The sequence below is a fragment of the Amycolatopsis sp. FDAARGOS 1241 genome (genome assembly GCF_016889705.1).
Lineage (GTDB): Bacteria > Actinomycetota > Actinomycetes > Mycobacteriales > Pseudonocardiaceae > Amycolatopsis.
Genome location: NZ_CP069526.1, coordinates 7607241 through 7627103 on the forward strand (window position 1 = coordinate 7607241; position 19863 = coordinate 7627103).

24 protein-coding genes and 2 pseudogenes are annotated in these 19863 nt (G+C 71.7%); 15 read left to right on the forward strand and 11 right to left on the reverse strand.

The window, feature by feature from the left end:
• The first annotated feature begins 7 nt into the window (after positions 1 to 7).
• The 4 genes from I6J71_RS36975 (at position 8) to I6J71_RS36990 (ending at position 3405) form a co-directional block, all read left to right on the forward strand.
• On the forward strand, positions 8 to 622 hold the full coding sequence (locus I6J71_RS36975; protein ID WP_204091101.1) for an NADPH-dependent F420 reductase: 615 nt from the start codon (positions 8 to 10) through the stop codon (positions 620 to 622).
• A 151-nt stretch (positions 623 to 773) separates the two neighbouring features.
• Entirely contained in the window at positions 774 to 1217 is a 444-nt protein-coding gene (locus I6J71_RS36980) for a hypothetical protein (RefSeq protein WP_204091102.1), read from the forward strand.
• A gap of 63 nt (positions 1218 to 1280) precedes the next feature.
• Complete coding sequence (locus tag I6J71_RS36985) at positions 1281 to 2294, forward strand: YdcF family protein (protein WP_239154126.1); 1014 nt, start codon at positions 1281 to 1283, stop codon at positions 2292 to 2294.
• Positions 2295 to 2376: 82 nt separating this feature from the next.
• Positions 2377 to 3405: a class I SAM-dependent methyltransferase gene (locus tag I6J71_RS36990; RefSeq protein ID WP_204091103.1), complete on the forward strand. Its 1029-nt coding sequence runs from the start codon at positions 2377 to 2379 to the stop codon at positions 3403 to 3405.
• Here the strand turns inward: I6J71_RS36990 and I6J71_RS36995 are convergent.
• Together I6J71_RS36995 and I6J71_RS37000 are read right to left on the reverse strand one after the other, a co-directional pair.
• A complete protein-coding gene (locus I6J71_RS36995; protein ID WP_204091104.1) occupies positions 3383 to 3943 on the reverse strand; it encodes a hypothetical protein in 561 nt (186 codons plus the stop codon). The two genes, I6J71_RS36990 and I6J71_RS36995, sit on opposite strands and share 23 nt — an antisense overlap.
• 668 nt (positions 3944 to 4611) lie before the next feature.
• The gene (locus I6J71_RS37000; RefSeq protein ID WP_204091105.1) at positions 4612 to 4968 is read right to left on the reverse strand and encodes a cupin domain-containing protein; all 357 of its coding nucleotides are present in this window, start codon (positions 4966 to 4968) and stop codon (positions 4612 to 4614) included.
• Positions 4969 to 5295: 327 nt separating this feature from the next.
• Here I6J71_RS37000 and I6J71_RS37005 point away from each other — a divergent pair, with 327 nt between their 5' ends.
• Positions 5296 to 6303 (forward strand): alpha/beta fold hydrolase, encoded by a 1008-nt coding sequence (locus tag I6J71_RS37005; protein WP_239154127.1) that lies wholly within the window; start codon positions 5296 to 5298, stop codon positions 6301 to 6303.
• Between the two features lie 632 nt (positions 6304 to 6935).
• Here the strand turns inward: I6J71_RS37005 and I6J71_RS37010 are convergent.
• A pseudogene (locus I6J71_RS37010) lies at positions 6936 to 7970 on the reverse strand (aromatic amino acid ammonia-lyase); the annotation flags it as partial.
• A gap of 6 nt (positions 7971 to 7976) precedes the next feature.
• Between I6J71_RS37010 and I6J71_RS49305 the strand changes: the two are divergent.
• Both I6J71_RS49305 and I6J71_RS37015 read left to right on the forward strand, forming a co-directional pair.
• The gene (locus tag I6J71_RS49305; protein WP_370542022.1) at positions 7977 to 8201 is read left to right on the forward strand and encodes a hypothetical protein; all 225 of its coding nucleotides are present in this window, start codon (positions 7977 to 7979) and stop codon (positions 8199 to 8201) included.
• Between the two features lie 172 nt (positions 8202 to 8373).
• Positions 8374 to 8787, forward strand: coding sequence for a hypothetical protein (locus I6J71_RS37015; protein ID WP_370542244.1), 414 nt, complete (start codon positions 8374 to 8376; stop codon positions 8785 to 8787).
• Here the strand turns inward: I6J71_RS37015 and I6J71_RS37020 are convergent.
• Positions 8784 to 9236, reverse strand: coding sequence for a nuclear transport factor 2 family protein (locus I6J71_RS37020; protein WP_204091107.1), 453 nt, complete (start codon positions 9234 to 9236; stop codon positions 8784 to 8786). The genes I6J71_RS37015 and I6J71_RS37020 overlap by 4 nt on opposite strands.
• A gap of 60 nt (positions 9237 to 9296) precedes the next feature.
• On the opposite strand from I6J71_RS37020, the gene I6J71_RS37025 reads away from it, so the two are divergent.
• Positions 9297 to 10148 carry a sigma-70 family RNA polymerase sigma factor gene (locus I6J71_RS37025; RefSeq protein WP_204097419.1) on the forward strand — a complete coding sequence of 284 codons (852 nt, stop codon included), beginning with the start codon at positions 9297 to 9299 and terminating at the stop codon, positions 10146 to 10148.
• A gap of 4 nt (positions 10149 to 10152) precedes the next feature.
• Here the strand turns inward: I6J71_RS37025 and I6J71_RS37030 are convergent, their stop codons facing one another.
• Positions 10153 to 11448 carry a multidrug effflux MFS transporter gene (locus tag I6J71_RS37030; RefSeq protein WP_239154128.1) on the reverse strand — a complete coding sequence of 432 codons (1296 nt, stop codon included), beginning with the start codon at positions 11446 to 11448 and terminating at the stop codon, positions 10153 to 10155.
• A gap of 276 nt (positions 11449 to 11724) precedes the next feature.
• On the opposite strand from I6J71_RS37030, the gene I6J71_RS37035 reads away from it, so the two are divergent.
• The 7 genes from I6J71_RS37035 to I6J71_RS37060 all read left to right on the forward strand — a co-directional run bounded on the left by I6J71_RS37035 (position 11725) and on the right by I6J71_RS37060 (position 15861).
• Entirely contained in the window at positions 11725 to 12243 is a 519-nt protein-coding gene (locus I6J71_RS37035; RefSeq protein WP_204091108.1) for a hypothetical protein, read from the forward strand.
• Complete coding sequence (locus I6J71_RS37040; protein WP_204091109.1) at positions 12240 to 12614, forward strand: hypothetical protein; 375 nt, start codon at positions 12240 to 12242, stop codon at positions 12612 to 12614. Before I6J71_RS37035 ends, I6J71_RS37040 begins: the two co-directional genes overlap by 4 nt.
• Positions 12602 to 12727 (forward strand): hypothetical protein, encoded by a 126-nt coding sequence (locus tag I6J71_RS50020; protein WP_255570459.1) that lies wholly within the window; start codon positions 12602 to 12604, stop codon positions 12725 to 12727. The genes I6J71_RS37040 and I6J71_RS50020 overlap by 13 nt, the downstream gene beginning before the upstream one ends.
• Positions 12728 to 12925: 198 nt before the next feature.
• Positions 12926 to 13363, forward strand: a complete 438-nt coding sequence (locus tag I6J71_RS37045) for a VOC family protein (RefSeq protein ID WP_204091110.1) — start codon at positions 12926 to 12928, stop codon at positions 13361 to 13363.
• 115 nt (positions 13364 to 13478) lie between these two features.
• Entirely contained in the window at positions 13479 to 14531 is a 1053-nt protein-coding gene (locus I6J71_RS37050; RefSeq protein WP_239154129.1) for a zinc-binding dehydrogenase, read from the forward strand.
• 34 nt (positions 14532 to 14565) lie between these two features.
• Entirely contained in the window at positions 14566 to 15054 is a 489-nt protein-coding gene (locus I6J71_RS37055; protein ID WP_204091111.1) for a VOC family protein, read from the forward strand.
• Between the two features lie 15 nt (positions 15055 to 15069).
• The gene (locus tag I6J71_RS37060) at positions 15070 to 15861 is read left to right on the forward strand and encodes a MerR family transcriptional regulator (RefSeq protein ID WP_204091112.1); all 792 of its coding nucleotides are present in this window, start codon (positions 15070 to 15072) and stop codon (positions 15859 to 15861) included.
• A gap of 6 nt (positions 15862 to 15867) precedes the next feature.
• On the opposite strand, the gene I6J71_RS37065 is transcribed toward I6J71_RS37060, so the two are convergent.
• The 6 genes and pseudogenes from I6J71_RS37065 to I6J71_RS37085 form a co-directional block, all read right to left on the reverse strand.
• The gene (locus I6J71_RS37065) at positions 15868 to 16593 is read right to left on the reverse strand and encodes a class I SAM-dependent methyltransferase (RefSeq protein ID WP_204091113.1); all 726 of its coding nucleotides are present in this window, start codon (positions 16591 to 16593) and stop codon (positions 15868 to 15870) included.
• 67 nt (positions 16594 to 16660) lie between these two features.
• Entirely contained in the window at positions 16661 to 16855 is a 195-nt protein-coding gene (locus I6J71_RS37070; RefSeq protein WP_204091114.1) for a hypothetical protein, read from the reverse strand.
• Positions 16852 to 17025, reverse strand: a complete 174-nt coding sequence (locus I6J71_RS37075; RefSeq protein ID WP_204091115.1) for a hypothetical protein — start codon at positions 17023 to 17025, stop codon at positions 16852 to 16854. The genes I6J71_RS37070 and I6J71_RS37075 overlap by 4 nt, the downstream gene beginning before the upstream one ends.
• A complete protein-coding gene (locus I6J71_RS37080) occupies positions 17022 to 17462 on the reverse strand; it encodes an NmrA family NAD(P)-binding protein (RefSeq protein ID WP_204091116.1) in 441 nt (146 codons plus the stop codon). Before I6J71_RS37080 ends, I6J71_RS37075 begins: the two co-directional genes overlap by 4 nt.
• A gap of 77 nt (positions 17463 to 17539) precedes the next feature.
• Positions 17540 to 17932, reverse strand: a pseudogene (locus tag I6J71_RS51370) (hypothetical protein); the annotation flags it as partial.
• 19 nt (positions 17933 to 17951) lie between these two features.
• Complete coding sequence (locus I6J71_RS37085) at positions 17952 to 19571, reverse strand: ABC-F family ATP-binding cassette domain-containing protein (RefSeq protein ID WP_204091117.1); 1620 nt, start codon at positions 19569 to 19571, stop codon at positions 17952 to 17954.
• Positions 19572 to 19863: the final 292 nt, after the last annotated feature.

Consider the following 19863-nt stretch of genomic DNA (forward strand, 5'->3'; position numbering starts at 1 on the left):
GGAAATCATGCGCATCGCCATCATCGGAGCGGGCAACGTCGGCGGCGGCCTGGCCGCGGCCGCGACGAAGGCCGGCCACGACGTCAAGGTCGTCGCCGCTCACCCGGAGCACGCGGAGAAGGTCGCCGCCGAGACCGGCGCCACGGCCGCCACCGCCGCGGACGCGGCCGGTGACGCCGACGTCGTCGTGCTCGCCGTCCCGTTCGGCGCGGCCGCCGGGGTACTCAGCGAACTGGGCGCCACCGTGGCGGGCAAGGTCGTGGTGGACGCGACCAACCCGCTGGACGACACGTTCAGCGACCTCACCACTGTCGGCACGAGCGCCACCGAACTGCTCGCCGCGCAGTTCCCGCAGGTGAAGCTCGTGAAGGCGCTCAACACCGTCCTCGCGGGCCGCCTCACCTCCGCCGCCGGCCTCGACGCGTTCTACGCCGGCGACGACGCCACGGCGAAGGCGGCCGCCGTCGAACTCCTCCAGTCCCTCGGTTTCTCCCCCGTCGACGCCGGCGGCCTGCGCATGGCGCGCACCCTGGAGGAGATGGCGCTGCTGAACATCACGCTGAACGTGCGCAACAACTGGCCGTGGCAGAGCGCTTGGGGTCTCTCCCACCAGGGTGCCTGAACCGGCGCCGCGCTGCGCCGGCGCCAGGACCGGCTCAGCGCACGATTTCCGGCATCTGGGTGAAAACGCAGCAAAACCACCACCCGGCGTCGTCGCGCCGAGCACAGTGACCCGGCTCGCCGAAGTCCGGCGGGCGAGGGGAGGATTCATCGTGTTCAAGCGGACCCTGGCCGCCGTCAGCGCATGCGTTGCGGCGACGTTCGCCCTCGTGCCCGGCGTGGCGGCGGCGGCCACGAACCCGTACAGCGCCACCGAAGTGTGCGGATCCAGCTACCACCTGCAGTACAGCATGCCGGTGAAAACCACCGTCGGCGCCGAATGGGGCCGGGTCTATCTCCTGTACAGCGCGACGACCCGGAAGAATTGTGTCGTCACCCTCAAGTCGGCGTACGTCGGCACGGCGACGACGACCACGGCGTACGTCGATGCCCAGAACGGCGCAGGCGGCTACGACAGCGACAACTTCGCGTACTACGCGAGCGACTACGTCTCAGCCCCCGGCACGTGCGTCATGTTCGGCGGCTACATCTACAGCCGGCCCGACAGCGGTGGCACCTACGCCTACGCGCACAGCGATTGGGGCTGGTGCGGCTGAACGCGGGCCGATTCACCCGAACGTGACCCGCCTGCGCGGTAAAGATCGTTTTATGTTCGATCCGTGGGTTACCTGATCACGTCGATCCCGTTCTTCGCCGGCTTCGCGATCAGCTTCCGGTTCGAGCGGAGGCGGATGCTGAACGGCGTGCTGCTGCTGGCTGGGCTGCTACTGGTGGCCATCGGCGGGCTCTTCGCGCTGCTGGACCTGCCCGCGGTGCGCGACCGGGTCAGCGGCGGCGAGCTCGTGTTCCTCGCCTTCCTGGTGCTGACCGTGCTGCTGCCGGCGTTCCTGGTGCTCAACGGGCTGCAGATGGTGCGCCGCGAGGGGCGGCGGCTGGGCAACCTGCTGTCGCTGCTCGCGGGCGTGGCGATCTTCGGGTTCGCGCCGCTGCTGCTGATGCTGGGCAAGAACGCGATGCCGCGGGCGCTGGAGGTGGTGGTGATCAGCGCAGGTTTCGTGGTCGGGTACCTGAGCCTGGCGTTCGCAGCTTTCGTGCTGTGCTCCGTGGGCTACGGGCTGCTGCGCCCGCCGTCCGGCGCGGACTTCCTGGTGGTGCACGGCTCACGGCTGATCCGCGGCGCCGTGCCCCCGCTGCTCGCCAGCCGCCTCGACCGGGCGCGCACGCTCTACGCCGCGGGCGCCGCACGGGGAGCGGCGCCCACGGTGATCACCTCCGGCGGGCAGGGCGCCGACGAAGCCCTCCCGGAAGCCGTCGCGATGGCCGACTACCTCGTCGAGCACGGCATCTCCCGCGCCGAGATCGTGCTGGAGGACCGCTCCACCACCACGCGCGAAAACCTGGTGTACAGCCGGGAACTCATGACCGCGCGCAACCCGGGCTACCGCTGTCTGCTCATCACCAACAACTTCCACGCCTTCCGCACGGCGATGCTGGCCCGCCGCCTGAAGGTCAACGGCCAGGTCATCGGCTCCCGCACCGCCTGGTACTACATTCCGAGCGCCACGATCCGCGAGTTCGCCGGCATCCTGCGCGACTACCGGGTCCTCAACGCCGCGGTGATCGTCCTGATCGCAGCGGCTTATCCGGTGTCAATGCTGTTCCAGCCGCACTGACACGCGGGCACACCGGCTGCTCGAACGGCTCGATTTCCCCGCCACACCTTGACACCGGCGGTTCGACGTCCACAGTGGACAGGTGGAGAAGTTCGCCGATCGCATGAAGACGATGCTCAACGAGGCGTGCCTCGCCCTGCAGGTGAGCGTCGGGCACCAGACTGGGTTGTTCGACGCGCTCACGGGTCTCGCGCCGTCGACGAGCAGTCAGGTCGCCCGGGCCGCGGGGCTGAACGAGCGGTACGTGCGGGAATGGCTGGCCGCCATGACGGTCGGTGGCATCGTCGAGTACGACCCGGCGAAGCGCAGCTACACGCTGCCGCCGGAGCACGCGGGATCCCTGGGGCGCGGGCCGGCGAACCAGGCGTCGATGCTGCAGTACATCGCGATGATGGGTGAGGTCGAGCAGCAGGTCGTCGCCGCGTTCAAGGACGGGCGCGGCGTGCCGTACTCGGCGTACCCGCGGTTCCAGAAGCTGCAGGGCGAGGAGTCGGCGCGCACCTTCGACGCCGAACTGCTCACCCGCGTCCTGCCGCTCGTGCCGGGGCTCGAGGAGCGACTGACGCGTGGGATCTCCGTGCTGGACGTCGGCACCGGCCAGGGCCACGCCGTGACCCTCCTGGCTCGCGCGTTCCCGGCGAGCACCTTCACCGGCGTCGACGTGTCCGAAGCCGGCATCGCCGCGGCCCGCGAGGAAGCGCGGGGCCTCGGGAACGCGCGCTTCGCCGTCGCCGACGCCACGGAGGTCGAAGGCGAGTACGACCTCGTCACGACCTTCGACGTCATCCACGACTGCGCCGCGCCCGACGACGTCCTCGCCGCCATCCACCGCGTCCTACGGCCCGGCGGCACGTACCTCATGCAGGACACCGCGTGCTCCTCGCGCCTGGAGGACAACCTCGGCCACCCGCTCGGCCCAGCGCTGTACACGTTTTCCGTCTTCTACTGCATGAGCGTCTCCCTCGCGCAGGGCGGTGCCGGGCTCGGCACGATGTGGGGCGAACAGGACGCGCTGGCCCGGCTGGCGGAAGCCGGCTTCACCGACGTGACCACCGGCAAACGGCCCGACGACGTGATGGATCTCTACTTCATCGCCCGCAAACCGGCGTAACCACAGGAATCTGCCGGAGCGTGGTCGACAGGTCGGTGCCGCGCAAGCGGGATGTCCGATGTGGACACCGAGCGAACCGGAAGAAGGGAATCCAGGAAGAGTTGCGGGCCAGCGGCCAGCGCCGCCCGATCGCGACGTGCAGGATCACCGACACGCCGATGGCGTTGAGTGCCACGTGCCCGGCCCAGTCGACGGGCGCGGCGCGGTCCCAGTCGAGCGAGCCGGCGAGTGCGAACAGGGCCACGTACAGCACCACGGCGAGCGCCAGCGCGAGCCCCAGGGACACGACCCGTTCGAGCCACGCCGGCCACCGGGCGGGCAGGGCGTCCTCGAACTGCATGCCGACGACGAGCCCGGCGGCCACGAACGACCCGGCGAGCGCGGACAGCACCGAGACCGGCACCCACAGGTTCAGCACCGCGTAGGTGAGGATCCCGCCGCCGATCGTGCCGGTGTTGGCGCAGGTGAACCGCACCCACTGCCGCCCGACGAGCCGGAACGGCCGGCCCCACCACACCACGAACAGCAGCACCTGCATAGCCCCACGCCAGGGTCGAGCAGCCCGTGGCCACCGCCGCGGAACGGGGTGCCGCCGAGCAGCCGCACGTACAGCAGGATCGCGATCGCCCACGCCAGCACCACCGCGCACGCCCCGCCCGGGATGGGCTTGACCACAGGCGCACCGGCCAGTGTTCGCTCACCAGCGTCAATTCGAGCATCACGACGAACGCGGCGCCGGCGAGCGGCATGGTCGCCGGGAAGGTGCTGAGCTCGAGGTCGTCCGGCGCCGGGTCGAACAACGCGCCGAGCGGCAGGTGGCCCACCACCGCCTCGCCGACGAACGCCAGCACGATGCCGGCGAACACGATGAGCGCGGTGTCCGCCCAGCCGGCCCAGTCGGGGCCCAGCCGGGTGCCCGGCCAGTCCTCCCAGCAGAAAGCGATCATCGACACCACGGGTAGAGCGAAGGTGATCAGCGGCGCGAGGATCAGCAGCGACGGTTCGGCGCCACCCGCGCCGATCGCGAGCAGCACCGCCACCGGGAGCACCGTCAGCAGACCCGCCAGCCCGAGGCCGGGCTGACGCGCCCAGCGCGAAGCCCCGGGGCCGTCGGATCGTGCCTGCGGTGCCGTTCGCGGCGGCTGATGGCCGGGCGCGGCGGTGTCGTGTCCGCGGTGCCGCTGCGTGCCCCGTCGGCTCTGCCGCTCACCTCGAGCGGTACTCCTCGTCGGTCACCAGGTCGCCCCACTCGGACTCGGGGCCGCCACCCGCACGCGGGGCTTCCCACATCGCGAGGTGCGACATGAAGTTCCCCGGGGCTGCGCCGTGCCAGTGCCACTCACCCGGCGGCGTGTGGACGGTGTCGCCCGCACGCAGTTCCACGACCTCACCACCGCGCGACTGGACGAGCCCGCGCCCTTCGGCCACGTGCAGGGTCTGCCCCACGGTGTGCGAGTGCCACGCGGTGCGGGCACCGGGCGCGAAGCGCACCAGGTTCACGCGCAGGCGCGAGGGTTCCTGACCGTTCGCGACCACGTCGAACCACACGTCGCCGGTGAACATGTCAGCCGACCCCTTCGTCCGAGGGCCGCTTCGGCTGCAGTTCCATGCCCGGTTTCTTCCTCTTCGGCGGTGTTCCCGAGCGCCGCACCGCGACCACCGCAGGCCCTACGCGTGACACGAGTTGGGCTCAGGCTAGCCATCGCCCCAGGTCATCTCAAGGACGCGGACGCGCGCGGTGACGTTCGGGCACGGGTGCGTCCCGAGCGGTTTCCCCGGACGGGCGGACTTCGGCCGGCGTGCTCATCTCCGGGGAAATCCGTCTCTACGGTCAAGGTCAGTGACTTCTTACGTCGACTATCCTTTTCGGACACATTCCTGGAGTGCGCCATGCCTTCACGCGCGCCGGCCCTCGTCGCCGCTGTGCTCGTCCTCGTGCTGTCGTCGTTCGCGGTCCCGGCTTCGGCCGCTTCGCAGACCTCGTGCCGGGACCTCGACCTGCCCGTCCCCGAAGCGCTCGCCGGCGGGGTCGTGCACGGCACCCTGTGCGTGCCCGGGGGCGCGCGGACCGTGCTGGTGCTGACCCCCGGGGCCACCTACAACTCGACGTACTGGGATTTCCCGTACCAGCCCGACCGGTACTCCTTCACCCGCGCAATGAACCGAGCCGGCTACGCGACGATGAACCTCGACCTGCTCGGCACGGGCCGCAGCAGCAAGAACCCGGGCCCACTGCTGACGTCGACCGTCGAGGCCGCCGCCGTGCACCGAGTCGTGCAGCGGATGCGCGGCGAGTTCGGGCGGGTCGCGCTCGCCGGGCACTCACTCGGCTCGTCGATCGACGTGCTCGAAGCCGCCACGTACGGCGACGTCGACGCGCTGCTCGTGTCCGGCGACGAGCACCGGGTGAACCTTCTGGATACCGCGGAACTGTTCACCACCGACCTCGTGCCCGCGCCCCTGGACCCCGGCTTCACGCGCACCGGCTACGACCTCACGCAGCTGACCACCGCGACCGGCCGCCGGTACGAGGCCTTCCACGCGCCCGGCGTCGTCGACCCGGAGGTCGTCGAGGTCGACGAGCAGACCAAGGACGCGTTCGCGCTGGCGCAGGCGCCCGACGCGATCGGCATCGCGATCCTCACGGCGTACTCGAACCGCATCACCGCGCCGGTGCTCATCGCGATGGGCGCGCGCGACAAGTACTTCTGCGGCTTCGTCGCCGCCACGTGCACGGTGCGCGGCATCCTGGCCGACGAAGGCCCGTACTATTCCTCGGCGCGCTCACTCGACGCGTTCGTCCTGCCGACCTCGGGCCACGACCTCAACCTGAGCCCGCGGGCGGCCGACCTGCACACGGCCGTGGCGAGCTGGCTGGGGCGCGTGCTGCCGGGCTGAGGTGGCCATCAGCTGGCTCGCGTGCGGGCCGCGCTGCACGGGAATGCTGTGGCCACCAGGGGCAGGGGCCCCGCTGGTTTCCGGTAGCCCCCCAGAAGTCGACGCAGCCGGGCACGGTGTCGTCGAAGGGGCGAAGTCTCGCGCCGCGGCCGCGGGACACGCCCCGGTTCGAGCGCTGCACTTCGGCGAAGGTGACGCGATAGCGGGCCCAGGGCGTCACCAGCCGGCGCCGCGCACTCCTGATGCGCGGGGTTGATGCGCGGGGTGGCGCCGACGGGCAGCTCCAACAGCTGTCTTCACCGGGAACGGCTTCGGCGTGAACCGCCCGCGGTCGTGGCCGCTCTCGACGCGGGCGGGCCCGAGGGCGAGCCGGTCCGCGCGCGCCGCAAGCCCGTCCTCGAACGCCGAAGTCATCCGGCCATCTTGCCGGAGTCCCAGCGAATCACGCGGCACGGCACACGTGGCACAGAACTGCCTTGCCCATCGATCGTCACCCTGCGGACCGAGGGGTGGATCCAGGGGCAAGGCGCGGGCGACGGCGGCGAAGAAAGGGACTTCGCCGACGGCGCCGGCCAGTTCGAAGACCGCACGTCCGTCCGCCTCGGCGACGGCGGCCTCGACGTCCGCGCGAATCACAACACCGCCAGTCGATCCAGCAACCGTTCCGCCTGGGCGATTTCCGTGCTCAGCGGGTGGTCCTCGGCGAGGTAGGGCAGCGCCCCCTCGGCGAGCCGGAACGCCTCGCGCAGCGGGGTGTCCGGCAGGGCCAGGCCGGAGAGCCGCAGGGCGCGGATCGCGCCGAGCAGTTCGCAGGCCAGCACGGTTCGGTAGGCGGCCGTGGCCGCGACGGTGCTGCGGACGGCGTGCGTGGAGAAGCTCGCGTGGTCCTCGAGGCCGCGCGAGATGACCGCCGTGCCGAGGGTGACCGGGGCGGCGGCGTGACGCAGGGTGCCGAGGGCGTCATGGGCGACGTACTCCAGGATCATGATCCCCGAGCTCCCCGCGGGGCCCTGGCTCAAGAACGGGGACAACCCGCTCAAGACCGGCTCCACGAGGTCCCCCAGGCGCGCCGTCGACAGCTCGGCGACGTGGTGCAGAGCGGCGCGCAGGTGGTCGAACGCCAGCGCCACCTGGGCGGTCGAGAACTGGCCGTGGTGGTAGGCCTGCTCGGTCTCCACGTCGATCAACGGGTTCTCGGCCGCGGCGTTGATGTCGATGTCCAGCACGCGCTGCACCCAGGCGGCGGCGTCGAGGGCGGGGCTCTGGACCTGGGGGAAAGCGCGCAGGCCGAACGGGTCCTGGATGCGACGGCCCTCGACGGCCTCGTCGTCGGTGAGCAGCAACCGGCGCAAGGCGGCGGCACACGCAACGGCGCCGGGGTGCGGGCGAGCGGCGTGGACCCGCGCGGAGTACGCCTCCGCGGAGCCGCCGAGGGCGACGAAGGTCAGGGCCGTCACGACGTGGCTCGCGGACAGCAGGCGGGTGAGGTCGTGCCAGGCCAGCACGGCTTCGGCGAGCGTGGCGGCGTTGCTGGAGATGAAGGCGAGCGCATCGCCGGGGCTGATGGCCAGCGGGTCGAGATCGCCGGCGGCCCAGGGCAGTTCGCCGGCCAGGGTCAGCGCGACCTCGGCCAACACGGTCAGGTCACCGGTGCCGATGGCGCCGATGCCGGGATGTTCCTGCAGACCGTGCTGCTGCTGCTGCGTGCCGAAGGACTGCACAGCTGCCCGCAGATGACGTGGGCGAAGTTCCACCGGACCGTCGCGGAAATCGTGTCGCCGCCCGGCGCGCTCGTCCTGTTCTGCGGCATGTCGATCGGGTTCGAAGACCCCGAAGCCGCTCAGCCGCGCACCGGGCGGGCGCCGCTCGGCGAAACGGTCACGTTCGTCGAGCGGTGAGCCGCGTCGGCGACGGCGATCGAGCCGGTCCTGGCAACACGCCGCCGCACCTCATCCCGGGGAGGCGAGGAACCCCGCCCCCCGAAGGTTCACCGTTGGGGCGACGGTGAACCGACGAGAGGCGGGACCGATGTCCGACTACATCCGCATGCAGGGACCGGATCAGAAGGCGATGGACTCGGCGCGGCCGCCGGGCATGGTGACCACCACCGGGTCGACCGGGTGGCTCGCGTTCGCCGGCACGATCGCGATCCTCGCCGGGTTCTTCAACATCATCATGGGCCTGGTGGCACTGTTCAGGAACGACTACTACGTCGCGGCGCCGGGTGGTTACCTCGTGCTGAACCTCACGGGCTGGGGCTGGCTGCACCTGATCGTCGGCGTACTCGCGGCGGCGGCCGGCACGGCGTTGTTCTCCGGAGCGGGCTGGGCGAAGGTCGTGGTCGTCGTGCTGGCCGGGTTCAACGCGCTGGCACACCTCGCGTTCCTGTCCGCCGCCCCTGCGTGGGGACTCATCGTGATCGCCATGGACATCCTGGTGATCTGGGCCGTCATCGCCCACTCCGGAGAACGCTCGACGGTCTAGGACTCACCCTTGACGGATGAGGCCTCGCCGGTGAGCGGCGCCGTGTCGACGTAGTGCATCTCGTACACGCGCTCGGTGAACTTCCAGCCGTCCGGGGTACGCCGGTACCGGTCGTGGTACACGGACTGGTTCAGGTGTGAGCTGCCGTCGCGCAGGCGCCCGAACTCGACGATGTACGCGCGGCCGGTGGCGGTGTCCCCGTCGAGCCGGATCGACCCGGGGTGCGTGGTCTGCAGGAAGTACTCCCAGAGGTCACGCGCGCCTTCGATGCCGCGGCGGATCTCGGCGCGGCTGCCGAGCTCGATGTTCGCGGCGGGGATCCGCAGGGTGCCCTCGTCGGTGAACAGCGCCGCGAGGCGGTCGAAGTCGGCCATCATCCCCGCGTCGGTGAACTCCGCGCACAGCGCGCCGATCTCGACGCGGTCCGCGACGGCCTGGAAGTCGGTCATGGTCTGTCACATCCTTCGTCCGTGGTTCGTCAACGCTCTGACGGATCGCGACGGAGGAACCTGACAGTGGAACGATTCCTGGTCGAGCAGTTCGAAGCGCACCGCGAGCACCTGCGCGGGGTCGCCTACCGCATGCTGGGCTCGCTGACCGAGGCCGACGACGCCGTGCAGGAGGCGTGGCTGCGCCTCGCCCGCACGGACACCGCGGACGTAGCGAATCTGGGCGGCTGGCTGACCACGGTCGTCAGCCGCGTGTGCCTCGACGTGCTGCGCTCACGGAAGTCCCGGCGCGAGGAGCCGCTCGAGACGCACGTGCCGGACGCCGTGGTCGCGGATCCGGAGCAGGATCCCGCCGCCGAGGCGGTGCTCGCCGACTCGATCGGCCTGGCGCTGCTCGTGGTGCTGGAGACGCTGGCGCCCGCGGAACGGCTGGCGTTCGTGTTGCACGACATGTTCGGGGTGCCGTTCGCCGACATCGCCCCGATCGTCGGCCGCTCCCCCGCCACCACGACACAGCTCGCCAGCCGCGCGCGCCGGCGCGTCCGCGGCGCGACGCTGTCCGACGCCGACCTGCCCGCCCAGCGCGCCGTGATCGACGCCTTCCTCGCCGCTTCCCGTTCCGGCGACTTCGACGCGCTCGTCGCCGTGCTCGACCCGGACGTCGTCCTGCGCGCCGACGCGGGCGACGCCTCGCGCCTGGTCCGCGGCGCCGCCCAGGTGGCGAGCCAAGCCGTGCTCTTCCAGCAGACGGGCGCCACGGGGCGGCCGGTGCTCGTCAACGGCGCGGCCGCGATCCTGACCTTCGTCGACGGCGAACGCGCCGCCCTGTGGTGCCCCACCGTGCGGGGCGGGCGGATCGCCGAGATCAACATCATCGCCGACCCGGCCCGGCTCGCGCTGCTGGGCGTGTGACGCGTCAGCCCGCTTCGGCGCAGGCCACCGGCTGTGGCTCGGGGGCGCCGGCCGGCTCGGCGGTGCCGGCCGGGACTGGTACCTGCCACGGGCGCGCGACGGTCCACAGCACGACGCCGGCGAGCACGAGGCCGCCGAACATGACGATGGCCATGGCGGCCGCGTTGTTGCCCAGGAAACCGACGACGGGCGAGATCGCCGCGCCGATGCCGAACTGGACGGCGCCCAGCAGGGACGCCGCGGTACCGGCGGCTTCGCCGTGGGCGTCGAGGGCGACGGCGGGCGCGTTGGGCAGGATCAGGCCGGCGAAGAACAGCACGACCCACACCGGCACCGCCACGCCGAACATGCCGCCGAACCCGGTGACGGCCGTGACGACCAGGATCGCGGCGGAAACTCCGGCCGCGACGCTCGCGACGAGCAGCACCTGCGCGGGTTCGTAGTGGTTCATCAGGCGCGCGTTGATCTGCGTCGCGGCGATCAGCCAGATCGCGCTGGCGCCGAAGAGCAGGCCGAACTGCTGCTGGTCGAGCCCGAACTGCTGCTGGAACACGAACGAACCACCGCTGACGAACGCGAACAGCCCGGCCATCGCGAGCCCCGCGACGATCACGAGGCCGACGAACGAGCGGTCCGTGAGCAGCCCGCGGTAGGAGCTCAGCGTCGCCTTGGCCTGCCACGGCTGGCGCCGCGCCTTCGGCAGTGTCTCGGGCAGCAGCAGCGCCGCGGCGAGCGCGCTGGCCGCGCCGATCACGGCGAGCGCCACGAACACGCCACGCCACTCGGTCCAGTTCAGCAGGGCGCTGCCGATCGTCGGCGCGAGCACCGGCGACACGCCCATCACGAGGATCAGCCGCGACAGCAACCTGGCCGCCCCGCGGTCGGTGTAGAGGTCGCGCACCACGGCCAGCGCCAGCACAGCCCCCGCCGACGCGCCGAGGCCCTGCAGCACGCGCGCAGCGGTCAGCAGTTCGACGTTGGGCGCCACCAGGCACAGCAGCGACGCGGCGACGTGGATCAACGTCCCCGTAACCAGCGGGATCCGCCGGCCGACCGCGTCGGACAGCGGCCCCACCAGCAGCTGCCCGAGACCCAGTCCGAGGACCGTGCCGGTCAGCGTGAGCTCGATGGTGGACTCGGACGTCACGAGGTCCTGCGCGATGCGCGGCAGCGCGGGCAGGTACATGTCGATGGACAGCGGGCCGAGCGCGACCAACGCCCCCAGCACGAGCACCAGCTTCAGCTGCCCGCCCCCAGCGGACACGCCGGCGCTGGGTTCGGCTTCCAGCCTGTTCGTCACAGCTCTCTCCCTCAGTCGGCAGCCACCACACCTCTACGACGAACGGGACCCGGCTATTCCGACATCTCCGCCGGATCACATCGGGATGCGCACTCTTTGACCGCTGGTGATCGCGCGGCTACGACCTGCCGTTATCCGATGACGGTGGGATGAACGGCGGCCGAATGCCTCTATCTGACGTAAATGTCCACTATGGACGATCCGGCTCACCCGGTCGGGCGTGCGACGTGTCGTGGTGCTGGAAGCACTGCCCAAGACGACAGGAATGCCGGTGCGGTGGCTGAGCGCGGCCGTGCTGCTGCTGGTGGGCTCGGGGTGGCGTTCGCGGCGCTGGGTTGGGCGTGGGCGACACCGCCGAGCGTTCCCGGGCCGACCGCGGCGCCGCCCACGCTGGGGGCCGCAGCGGTGCTGCGCGCGTTGAGCCCCTACGCGGTCCTCGTGCGGGGCTTCCTGGTCGCGTTCCACCGGCGGCCGTCGGTGTGGGCGACGGTGCTCGGGTGGGCGGGGGTGCTGCTCGGGCTGGAGCTGCCGGCCTCCGGGGCGATCGAATCCGCGCTGGGGACGGCGCACCGGCGGCGCGCGCTCGTCGCGGCGCCAGTCGCGGTGATGGCGGCGTACGGCTGCGGCCGGCTCGCGCGAGTCGTGTTCAGCCGGCCGCTGGGCCGGGACCTGGCGTCCGCCCGCACGGAGGTCGCGGTCCGGCTGACCGACGGGTGGCTGCTGGTCCAGCCCGACCGCGTCGTGCGCGGCGCCGCCGGGAAGCTCGGTGGGCCGAGCGGCCGGGGCCGGCGATGACGTACCACGAACTCGTCCACGGCCGGCTCGGCCGCGCCGGCGACCAGCCCGTGCTCCGGCTGGCGGGCGAGCAGCGGCAGTGGCTGCTGGAACTGCGGGACCCGGAGCAGGGCCTGGAGCTGGTCGTCGTCCGGGCCGAGCGGGCCGCGCCGGTGGCCGCGCAGAGCCGCAGCTGCGCCGAAATCGACGTGCGCGCCGGCACCACGGCCATGCACGGCGGAGCCGGGCTCAAGGGCCCCGGCTTCGTGCCGGTCGTCGCCATCGTGTCCCTGGCCATCGCTGTGCAGTCCTTCTTCCCGGCCCGACGAACCTGGTGTTCACCGGCTCGTCCGCCCACGCCGACATCGGCGGCGGGATCGTGTTCGGGCTGATCGGCCTCATGGCCGCGCACACCTACCGCCGCTACCGCCGCGGGTTGCGCCGGCACCTCGCGGCGCGGTGGGCCGCGGTCACTCCGGAACGGGCAACGGCTCCGAAGCCCTGAGCCACTGCGAATCGCGCACCGGCGCGACGCGCCCAGTGCGGATCGAGCAGGTCCGCGTAGCCGACGACCTCGCCGACGTGGGGAGCGGTAAAGAACTCGTCGGATCCGGACGGTTCCCGCGCTTTCGCGACCGGCTTAGCGTCGATTCAGGCACCCGCCGCCGCCGGGGTGGCGGACCCGAAGCGGAAGGCGGCCACCATGGCGATCGTCAACGCCCTCGGCGGCGTCCACCACCTCCGGCTCACCGTGACCGACCTCGAATGCTCGCGCGCCTTCTACCAGGACGTGCTCGGCTTCCGGGTCGTCGCCGAGTCTCCGGGCAGCCCGCGGGACCCGGCCGTGCGCGAGGATCCCGACGCGCTCTACGGCGGCGTCGTGCTGGGCAACGACTCCCTGATCCTCGGCCTGCGCCCGGTCGCCGACCCCGCCGACCGGTTCGAGTCCGAACGCGTGGGCCTGGACCACGTGAGCTTCCGGCTCGGCTCCATGGCCGAACTGCGCGAAGCGGCCGAACGCCTCGACGGCACCGACGTGAGCCACGGCAAGCTGCGGGACCTGCCGGCCTTCGGCATCGCGATCCTGTCGATCGACGACCCCGACGGGATCCACCTCGAGCTCACCGCCGCGCTCGAGTAGTCCACGGAGGACGATGCCAGGCACGGCTGCCGGTACGGACGGCCCACATCCGTTGATCTTCGCGGGAACCCGTCGTTAGGGTCCGGGAAAGCCTTGAGACGAGGAGGGGTTTCCCATGGGCGGGCTTCCGGCCACGATGCGGGCGGCGCGGTTCGACGCGGAGACGAAGGCGCTGACCGTGGAGACGGTGCCCGTGCCGGCGCCCGGTCGCGGCGAGGTCGTGGTGCGGGTCGCCGCGTGTGGGATCTGCCATTCGGACCTGACGCAGCTCGACGGGCACTTCACGCCGCGGTTGCCCGTGATCACGCCCGGGCATGAGACGGCAGGCACGGTGGCCGCCGTCGGCGACGAGGTGGACTTCTGGGCGCCCGGTGACCGCGTGGTCGTCGCCGCGGGGCGGCCGTGCGGGTCGTGCCGCGAGTGCCGCCACGGTGGCGGGATCGACGCGTGCGAGCGCCTCGAGATCATGGCGTTCGACTACGACGGCGCGTGGGCCGAGTACGTGGTCACGCCGGCGACCACGCTCGTCGGCGTGCCGGAGCACGTGCCGCTGGAGCAGGCCGCCGTGCTGGCCGACGCGGTGTCAACCCCGTACGGCGCCCTCGACACGGTCGGCCTGCGCGTGGCGGAATCCGTGGGCATCTGGGGCCTCGGCGGCCTCGGGACGCACCTGGTGCAGCTGACGCGGATCAGCGGCGCGTCGCCGATCGTCGCGCTCGATCCACTGCCCGCCGCGCGCGAACGGGCGCTGGGCCTCGGCGCCGACTTCGTCCTCGACCCCCTCGACGACGCGACCCCGGAGCGGCTCGCCGAGATCACCGACGGTCACGGCCTCGACGTCGCGTTCGACTGCGTGGGCCGCGCGTCGAGCATCGCGCAGGCCGACCGCGCGCTGGGCCACCGCGGGCGCCTCGCACTCGTCGGCATGTCGCCCGACAAGCTGACGCTGGGCGCGGAGATGAACTTCGTGCGGGGCCGCCACACGGTCGTCGGCCACCTCGGATACCGGATGTCGCACCTGGTCGACCTGGTGGAGCTCGTCGCCCGCGGCCGGCTCGACGTGTCGGGCTCGATCAGCGCCGTCCTGCCGCTGGAAGAGGCCGCCGACGGCGTGCGGCGGCTGCGCGAGCACGAGGGCAACCCGATCCGGGTCCTGCTGAAGCCTTGACCCTGCCGCGACAGGAGGGTTGAGCATCGAGGACGTGACCGAATACACCAGTCCCGTCCCGCTGCCCGCCCTCGACGCCTTGGCTCCCGAGCCCTACCGGGAGATCTACGGCATGCCGATGTTCCCCCTGGTCCCGACCGCCGACCTCGAGGAGTCCAAGGAGTTCTGGCTGAACGGCCTCGGGTTCATCGACCTGTTCTCCATCCCCGGCCGGATCACGCACCTGCGGCGCTGGGCCTTCCAGGACGTCCTGCTCGTGCCCGGCGAACCCGCCGAACCGTCCGCGCTGAGCATCAGCTTCTCATGCGTGCCGAACCAGATCGACGAGATCGGCAAGCGGTGTGAGGAGCTCCGGCCCGGCTGCACAAGCGGGCCGGAGGAGAAGCCGTGGAACTCCGTCGAGCTGACGATCGTGACGCCCGAGCACACGCGGGTTGTCATGACAGCCGCGCGGCCGATCGACCCGGACAGCGAGCAGGCCGCGCAGCTGCGCGCCGTCGGTATCGACGTCCCGCGCGGCTGAGGCCACACTGGCCCGATGAGCGAAGGCTTGACGGTCGGCCGGGCGGCCGCGCTCGTCGGCGTCAGCGTGAAAACGCTGCACCACTGGGACGCGATCGGGCTCGTGCGGCCGAGCGAACGCACGTGCGCGGGGTACCGGGTGTACTCGGGTGACGACGTCGCCCGAGTACACCGGGTCCTCGTGTACCGCGAGCTCGGCTTCCCGCTCGCCCAGATCGGCCGGCTCCTCGACGACCCGGCCGTCGACGCCCACGCCCACCTGCATCGGCAGCGCACCGAACTCGTGGAGCGCATCGAGCGGCTGCAGACGATGGTGTCCGCCGTGGACACGATGCTCGCGGCCACGAAGTCGGGGCTGCAGCTGACCCCCGAGCAGCAGGTGGAGATCTTCGGCTCCGACTGGCACCCCGAGTGGGCCGGCGAAGCCGAAGACCGCTGGGGCGACAGCCCGCAATGGGCCCAATACGCCGAACGTGCCGCCACCATGAGCCCAGCCGACTGGGAGAAGATCGCGGCCGAAGTCGAGCAGCTCAACAGCGACCTCGCCACGGCCCGCACCGCCGGCATCACGCCGGGCTCCCCCGAGGCCAACGCTCTCGCCGAACGCCACCGCGCCACCATGGCCGTGTACTTCGACTGCCCCCACGCCCGCCACGTCTGCCTCGGTCGCCTGCTCTCCTCACCGGAGGAAGGCTTCGCCGAGTACTACGGCAAGCTGGCCCCCGACCTGGCCTCCTGGCTCCGCGACGCCATCAACGCCAACGCCGAAGCCCACGGCGTCGACCCGGCGACGGCGACCTGGGATTGACCCCGGTCAGTCCGCGTGCACGACGAAGAACAGGAAGCTCGGGTTCGTCGTCAGTGCGCGGTACCCGTCGGGGAACAGCTCACGGACTTCCGGCAGCGGCGGGGGCTCGCTGATGGCGGAGATCCGGAACCCGGCCGCGGTGAAGGCGTCGGTCATCGCGTGCAGCGGGCGGTTCCAGACGCTCATACGCACGGGCGGGCCGCCGAACACCCACTCCTCGGTCCACTCGTAGGTCGCGAAGTAGTTGGTCTGCTGCCCTTGATCGCGCTGGATCATGTGGACCGCGTAGGGGTGGTCGACCGACACGATGAGCCGGCCGCCCGGCTTCAGCACGCGGTGCAATTCGGTCAGCGTCGGTCCCCAGTCCTCGAAGTAGTGCAGCACCAGGGACGCGATCACGTCGTCGAACGTGGCATCGGTGAACGGCAGCGGGCCGGCCAGGTCGGCGACCCGCAGGTCCGCGTCGGGGCCGAGCCGCTGCCGCGCCTGCGCCAGCATCCCGGCGCTTGCGTCGATGCCGGTCACGGCGGCGCCGCGATCGCGCAACAGGGCGAACAGCGGGCCGGCACCGCAGCCCGCGTCGAGGATCCGGCGACCGGCCACGTCTCCCGCGAGAGCCAGTGTGGCGGGCCGTTCGTAGTACGCGTTCTGGAGACTGGTCTCGTTTTCGGCGGAGTACCCCTCGGCCAAGGTGTCGTAGTCGTTCGCCGGGACCTGATCGGGAGGCGCCATGCGACCCATCGTGGCACGGCCCGAGCGGGACCGGCCGCGGAAAGTCCGGCCGGTCCCGGTGAGCGGTTCAGTCCAGCGGGATCTCGGACTTGTGTTCCTGCAACCACTCCTCCAGCGGCTTCAGCCGCGGGTTGAGCCGGCGGACGCGCTCGAGGTCGCGCGACTCGATGAACGAGTCCGCGGCGTCGGCGTAGAACTGGTACATGTTGCCGATCTCGACGGCGCCCGGGTAGCTGCCCGCGCGGGTCTCGTCGTGGGTCAACGGCCGGTAGACGACTTCTTCACCCAGGGCCTTCGTGAACAGCGCCGCCAGTTCCGGGCCCGTGTGGTGCGCCCGGCGAGGCCGACGGTGCGGCCGATGTAGGCCGGGCCCGCCAGGAAGATGCCGTAGGCGGTGCGGCCGATGTCTTCGGCCGCCACCAGCGCCATCACCGAGTCGCCATCGGGTTGGTCAGCGCGCGCTTGCCGTCGGTGCCGCGGTGCGGGCCCTGGCCGGCGAGGAACGACTCGTAGTAGAAGGTCGTCTCCAGAAACGTCGTCGGCACGCCCAGCTCGGTGAAGAACCGGCTCGCCTCGCTCTTGGCGTCGAAGTGCGGGACCTTGTACTCGCCGAGCAGCGTCGGCAGCTCGGTGCCCTGGTGCTCGAAGTGCGGGCGCGTGTCGTCCAACGTGGACCAGACCACGTGCTCCAGTCCGGCCGCCTTCGCCGCGCGGGCGGCGACCGCCGCGGTCCAGCTCCATCTGCGCCCGCGTGCGCGCCGCTTCGTCTTCCGGCGTGCGCTGGGCCCAGAAGTTCGTGACCACGAGAGCCCGTACGCGCCGGCGAACGCCCGAAGCACGCTCCGCTCGTCGTCCAGATCCGCCTCCACCACGGAAGCGCCGCGGCAGCCGGTTCCTTCGCCGCCGCCGAGCCGGCGTCGCGGGTCACGGCGCGAAGGGCGAACGGCCCGCCGGCGTCGTCGAGGATCGCGCGCGCCAGACCGCCGCCCTGCGACCCGGTTGCCCCCACCACGGCGATGATCTTCATGTCAGTCATCGGTTTCTGCCTCTCTCGTCGCAGTTGTCCTGACGAGTCCAGGCTGTCCCCGGCGAGCGATCCGCACCTCTCCCCGTCGTGGGGTACCCACGCGATGGGGTCCCTACAGCCAGCCGCGCTCGTCGGCGACGCGCAGCGCCTCCATGCGGTTGCACGTCCGCTGCGGGGGTGGTTGAGGTCTTCGGGGGACACAGTGGCGGAGCCGGCGTTCATGACTGTCCTTTCCGGACTGAGTGGAAGTCTCCCCTTGTGCTCCACCCATGCTGGGCGAGCGCCCCGGCCCACGGCAGGGAGCCGGTGCATCCCTCGCCCATGACATTTGTCAGAAACCCGGCGGCGGCCCCGATTCGGCGAGCGTGCCGCCGGCCAGCGTCAGCCAGCGGCGCACCCCGATCTCCGCGAGGAACCGGTCGTCGTGGCTCACCACCACGAACGCGCCCTGGTACGCGTTCAGCGCGCTCACCAGCTGCTCGACGCTCGCCAGGTCCAGGTTGTTCGTGGGTTCGTCGAGCAGCAGCAGCTGCGGCGCGGGCTCGGCGCACAGCACGCACACGAGCGTCGCCCGCAGCCGCTCGCCGCCCGAGAGCACGCCGACCGGCAGGTGCGCCCGCGGCCCGCGGAAGAGGAACCGCGCGAGCAGGTTCATCCGGTCGGCCTCAGCGAGCTGCGGTGCGGCCGCGCGCAGGTTCTCCGCCACCGTGCGGTTGTCGTCGAGCAGGTCGAGCCGCTGCGACAGGTAGGCGACGCGACCGTCGGCCCTGGTCAGCAGGCCGCTGTCGGGCTCGAGCTGTCCCGCGACGAGCCGCAGCAGTGTCGACTTGCCAACTCCGTTGGCGCCGATGAGGGCGATCCGCTCCGGCCCGCGGATCGCCAGCGTCACGCCCTCGCCGGCGAACAGCTCCCGCACCCGCAGGCGCTCGCCGTGAAACACCGTGCGCCCGGCGGGCACGGCCGTACCGGGCAGCGACAGCACGATCGTGTCGTCCTCACGCGCGGCGCGGCCGGCCTCGTCGTAGCGGGCCTTGGCGGCGTCGAGGCGCTGCGCGTGCATGTCGCCGGCCTTGCCCGCTGCCGTCTCCGCCCGCCGCTTGATGTTGCCGAGCGCGATGCGCGGGATGTCGCTGCCGGTGCGGGCGCCCGTGGACGCGCGCCGGGCCGCGCGTTCACGCGCTTGCTGAAGCTCGCGCTTCTCGCGCTTGAGCTCCTGCTCCGCCGCGCGCACGTTCTTCTCCGCGACCTCGCGAGCGGCCTGCTTCGCCGCCTCGTACTCGGTGAAGCTGCCGCCGAACAGCCGCAGCGAGCCGTGGTCGAGCTCCGCGATGCGGTCCATCCGGTCGAGCAGATCACGGTCGTGGCTGACCAGCAGCAACGCGCCCTTCCAGTCCCCGAGCACGGCCTGCAGGCGCCGGCGGGCGTCACGGTCGAGGTTGTTGGTCGGCTCGTCGAGCAGCAGCACGTCGGGCTGCTTGAGCAGCTGGGCGGCGAGACCGAGCGACACGATCTGGCCACCGCTGAGGCTGTCGAGGCGGCGGGCGAGCGTGACGTCGCCGAGCCCGAGCCGGTCGAGCTCGGCACGGGCGCGCTCCTCGATGTCCCAGTCGGCGCCGACGGCGGTGAAGTGCTCTTCGCTCGCGTCGCCGGCCTCGATGGCGGCCAGCGCGCGCACGATCGGCGCGATCTCCAGCACGTCGGCCACGGGGGGCTCACCGGCGAGCGGCAGCGTCTGGGGCAGGTAGCCGAGCAGGCCGTCGACGGTCACGGAACCGGCCTGCGGGCGCAGTTCCCCGGCGACGAGCTTGAGCAGCGTGCTCTTGCCGGCGCCGTTGGGCGCGACCAGCCCGGTGCGGCCCGACGCGAGCGTGAAGGACAGGTCGTCGAACACCGAGGTGCCGTCCGGCCAGGAGAAGGACAGGCCGGTGCAGACGACAGAAGCTTTGGACATGGCGGAACTCACAGACGCGATGCGGGCGCACGGGGGCAGCCCGGAAGAGTGCAGGGGCTGTTGGAGGAGGACATGACGAAGTGCGGTGTCGCGTACGAGCGCACCGCTGTCGTCGCCGGGCTCACCCGGAGATGTCGTCCTCGGCCACCATCGCGGTGGTCAGCTCCCTGTCCCTCGTGATCACGTGCGTCCGCCAGTCTATCAGCGACATCCGCGCGGACGCGCCTCGATTCCGGCCACACGAGGCCGGAGCCCGTCCGTCGCGAATGGACGGACGAGCCCCGGCCCGGCA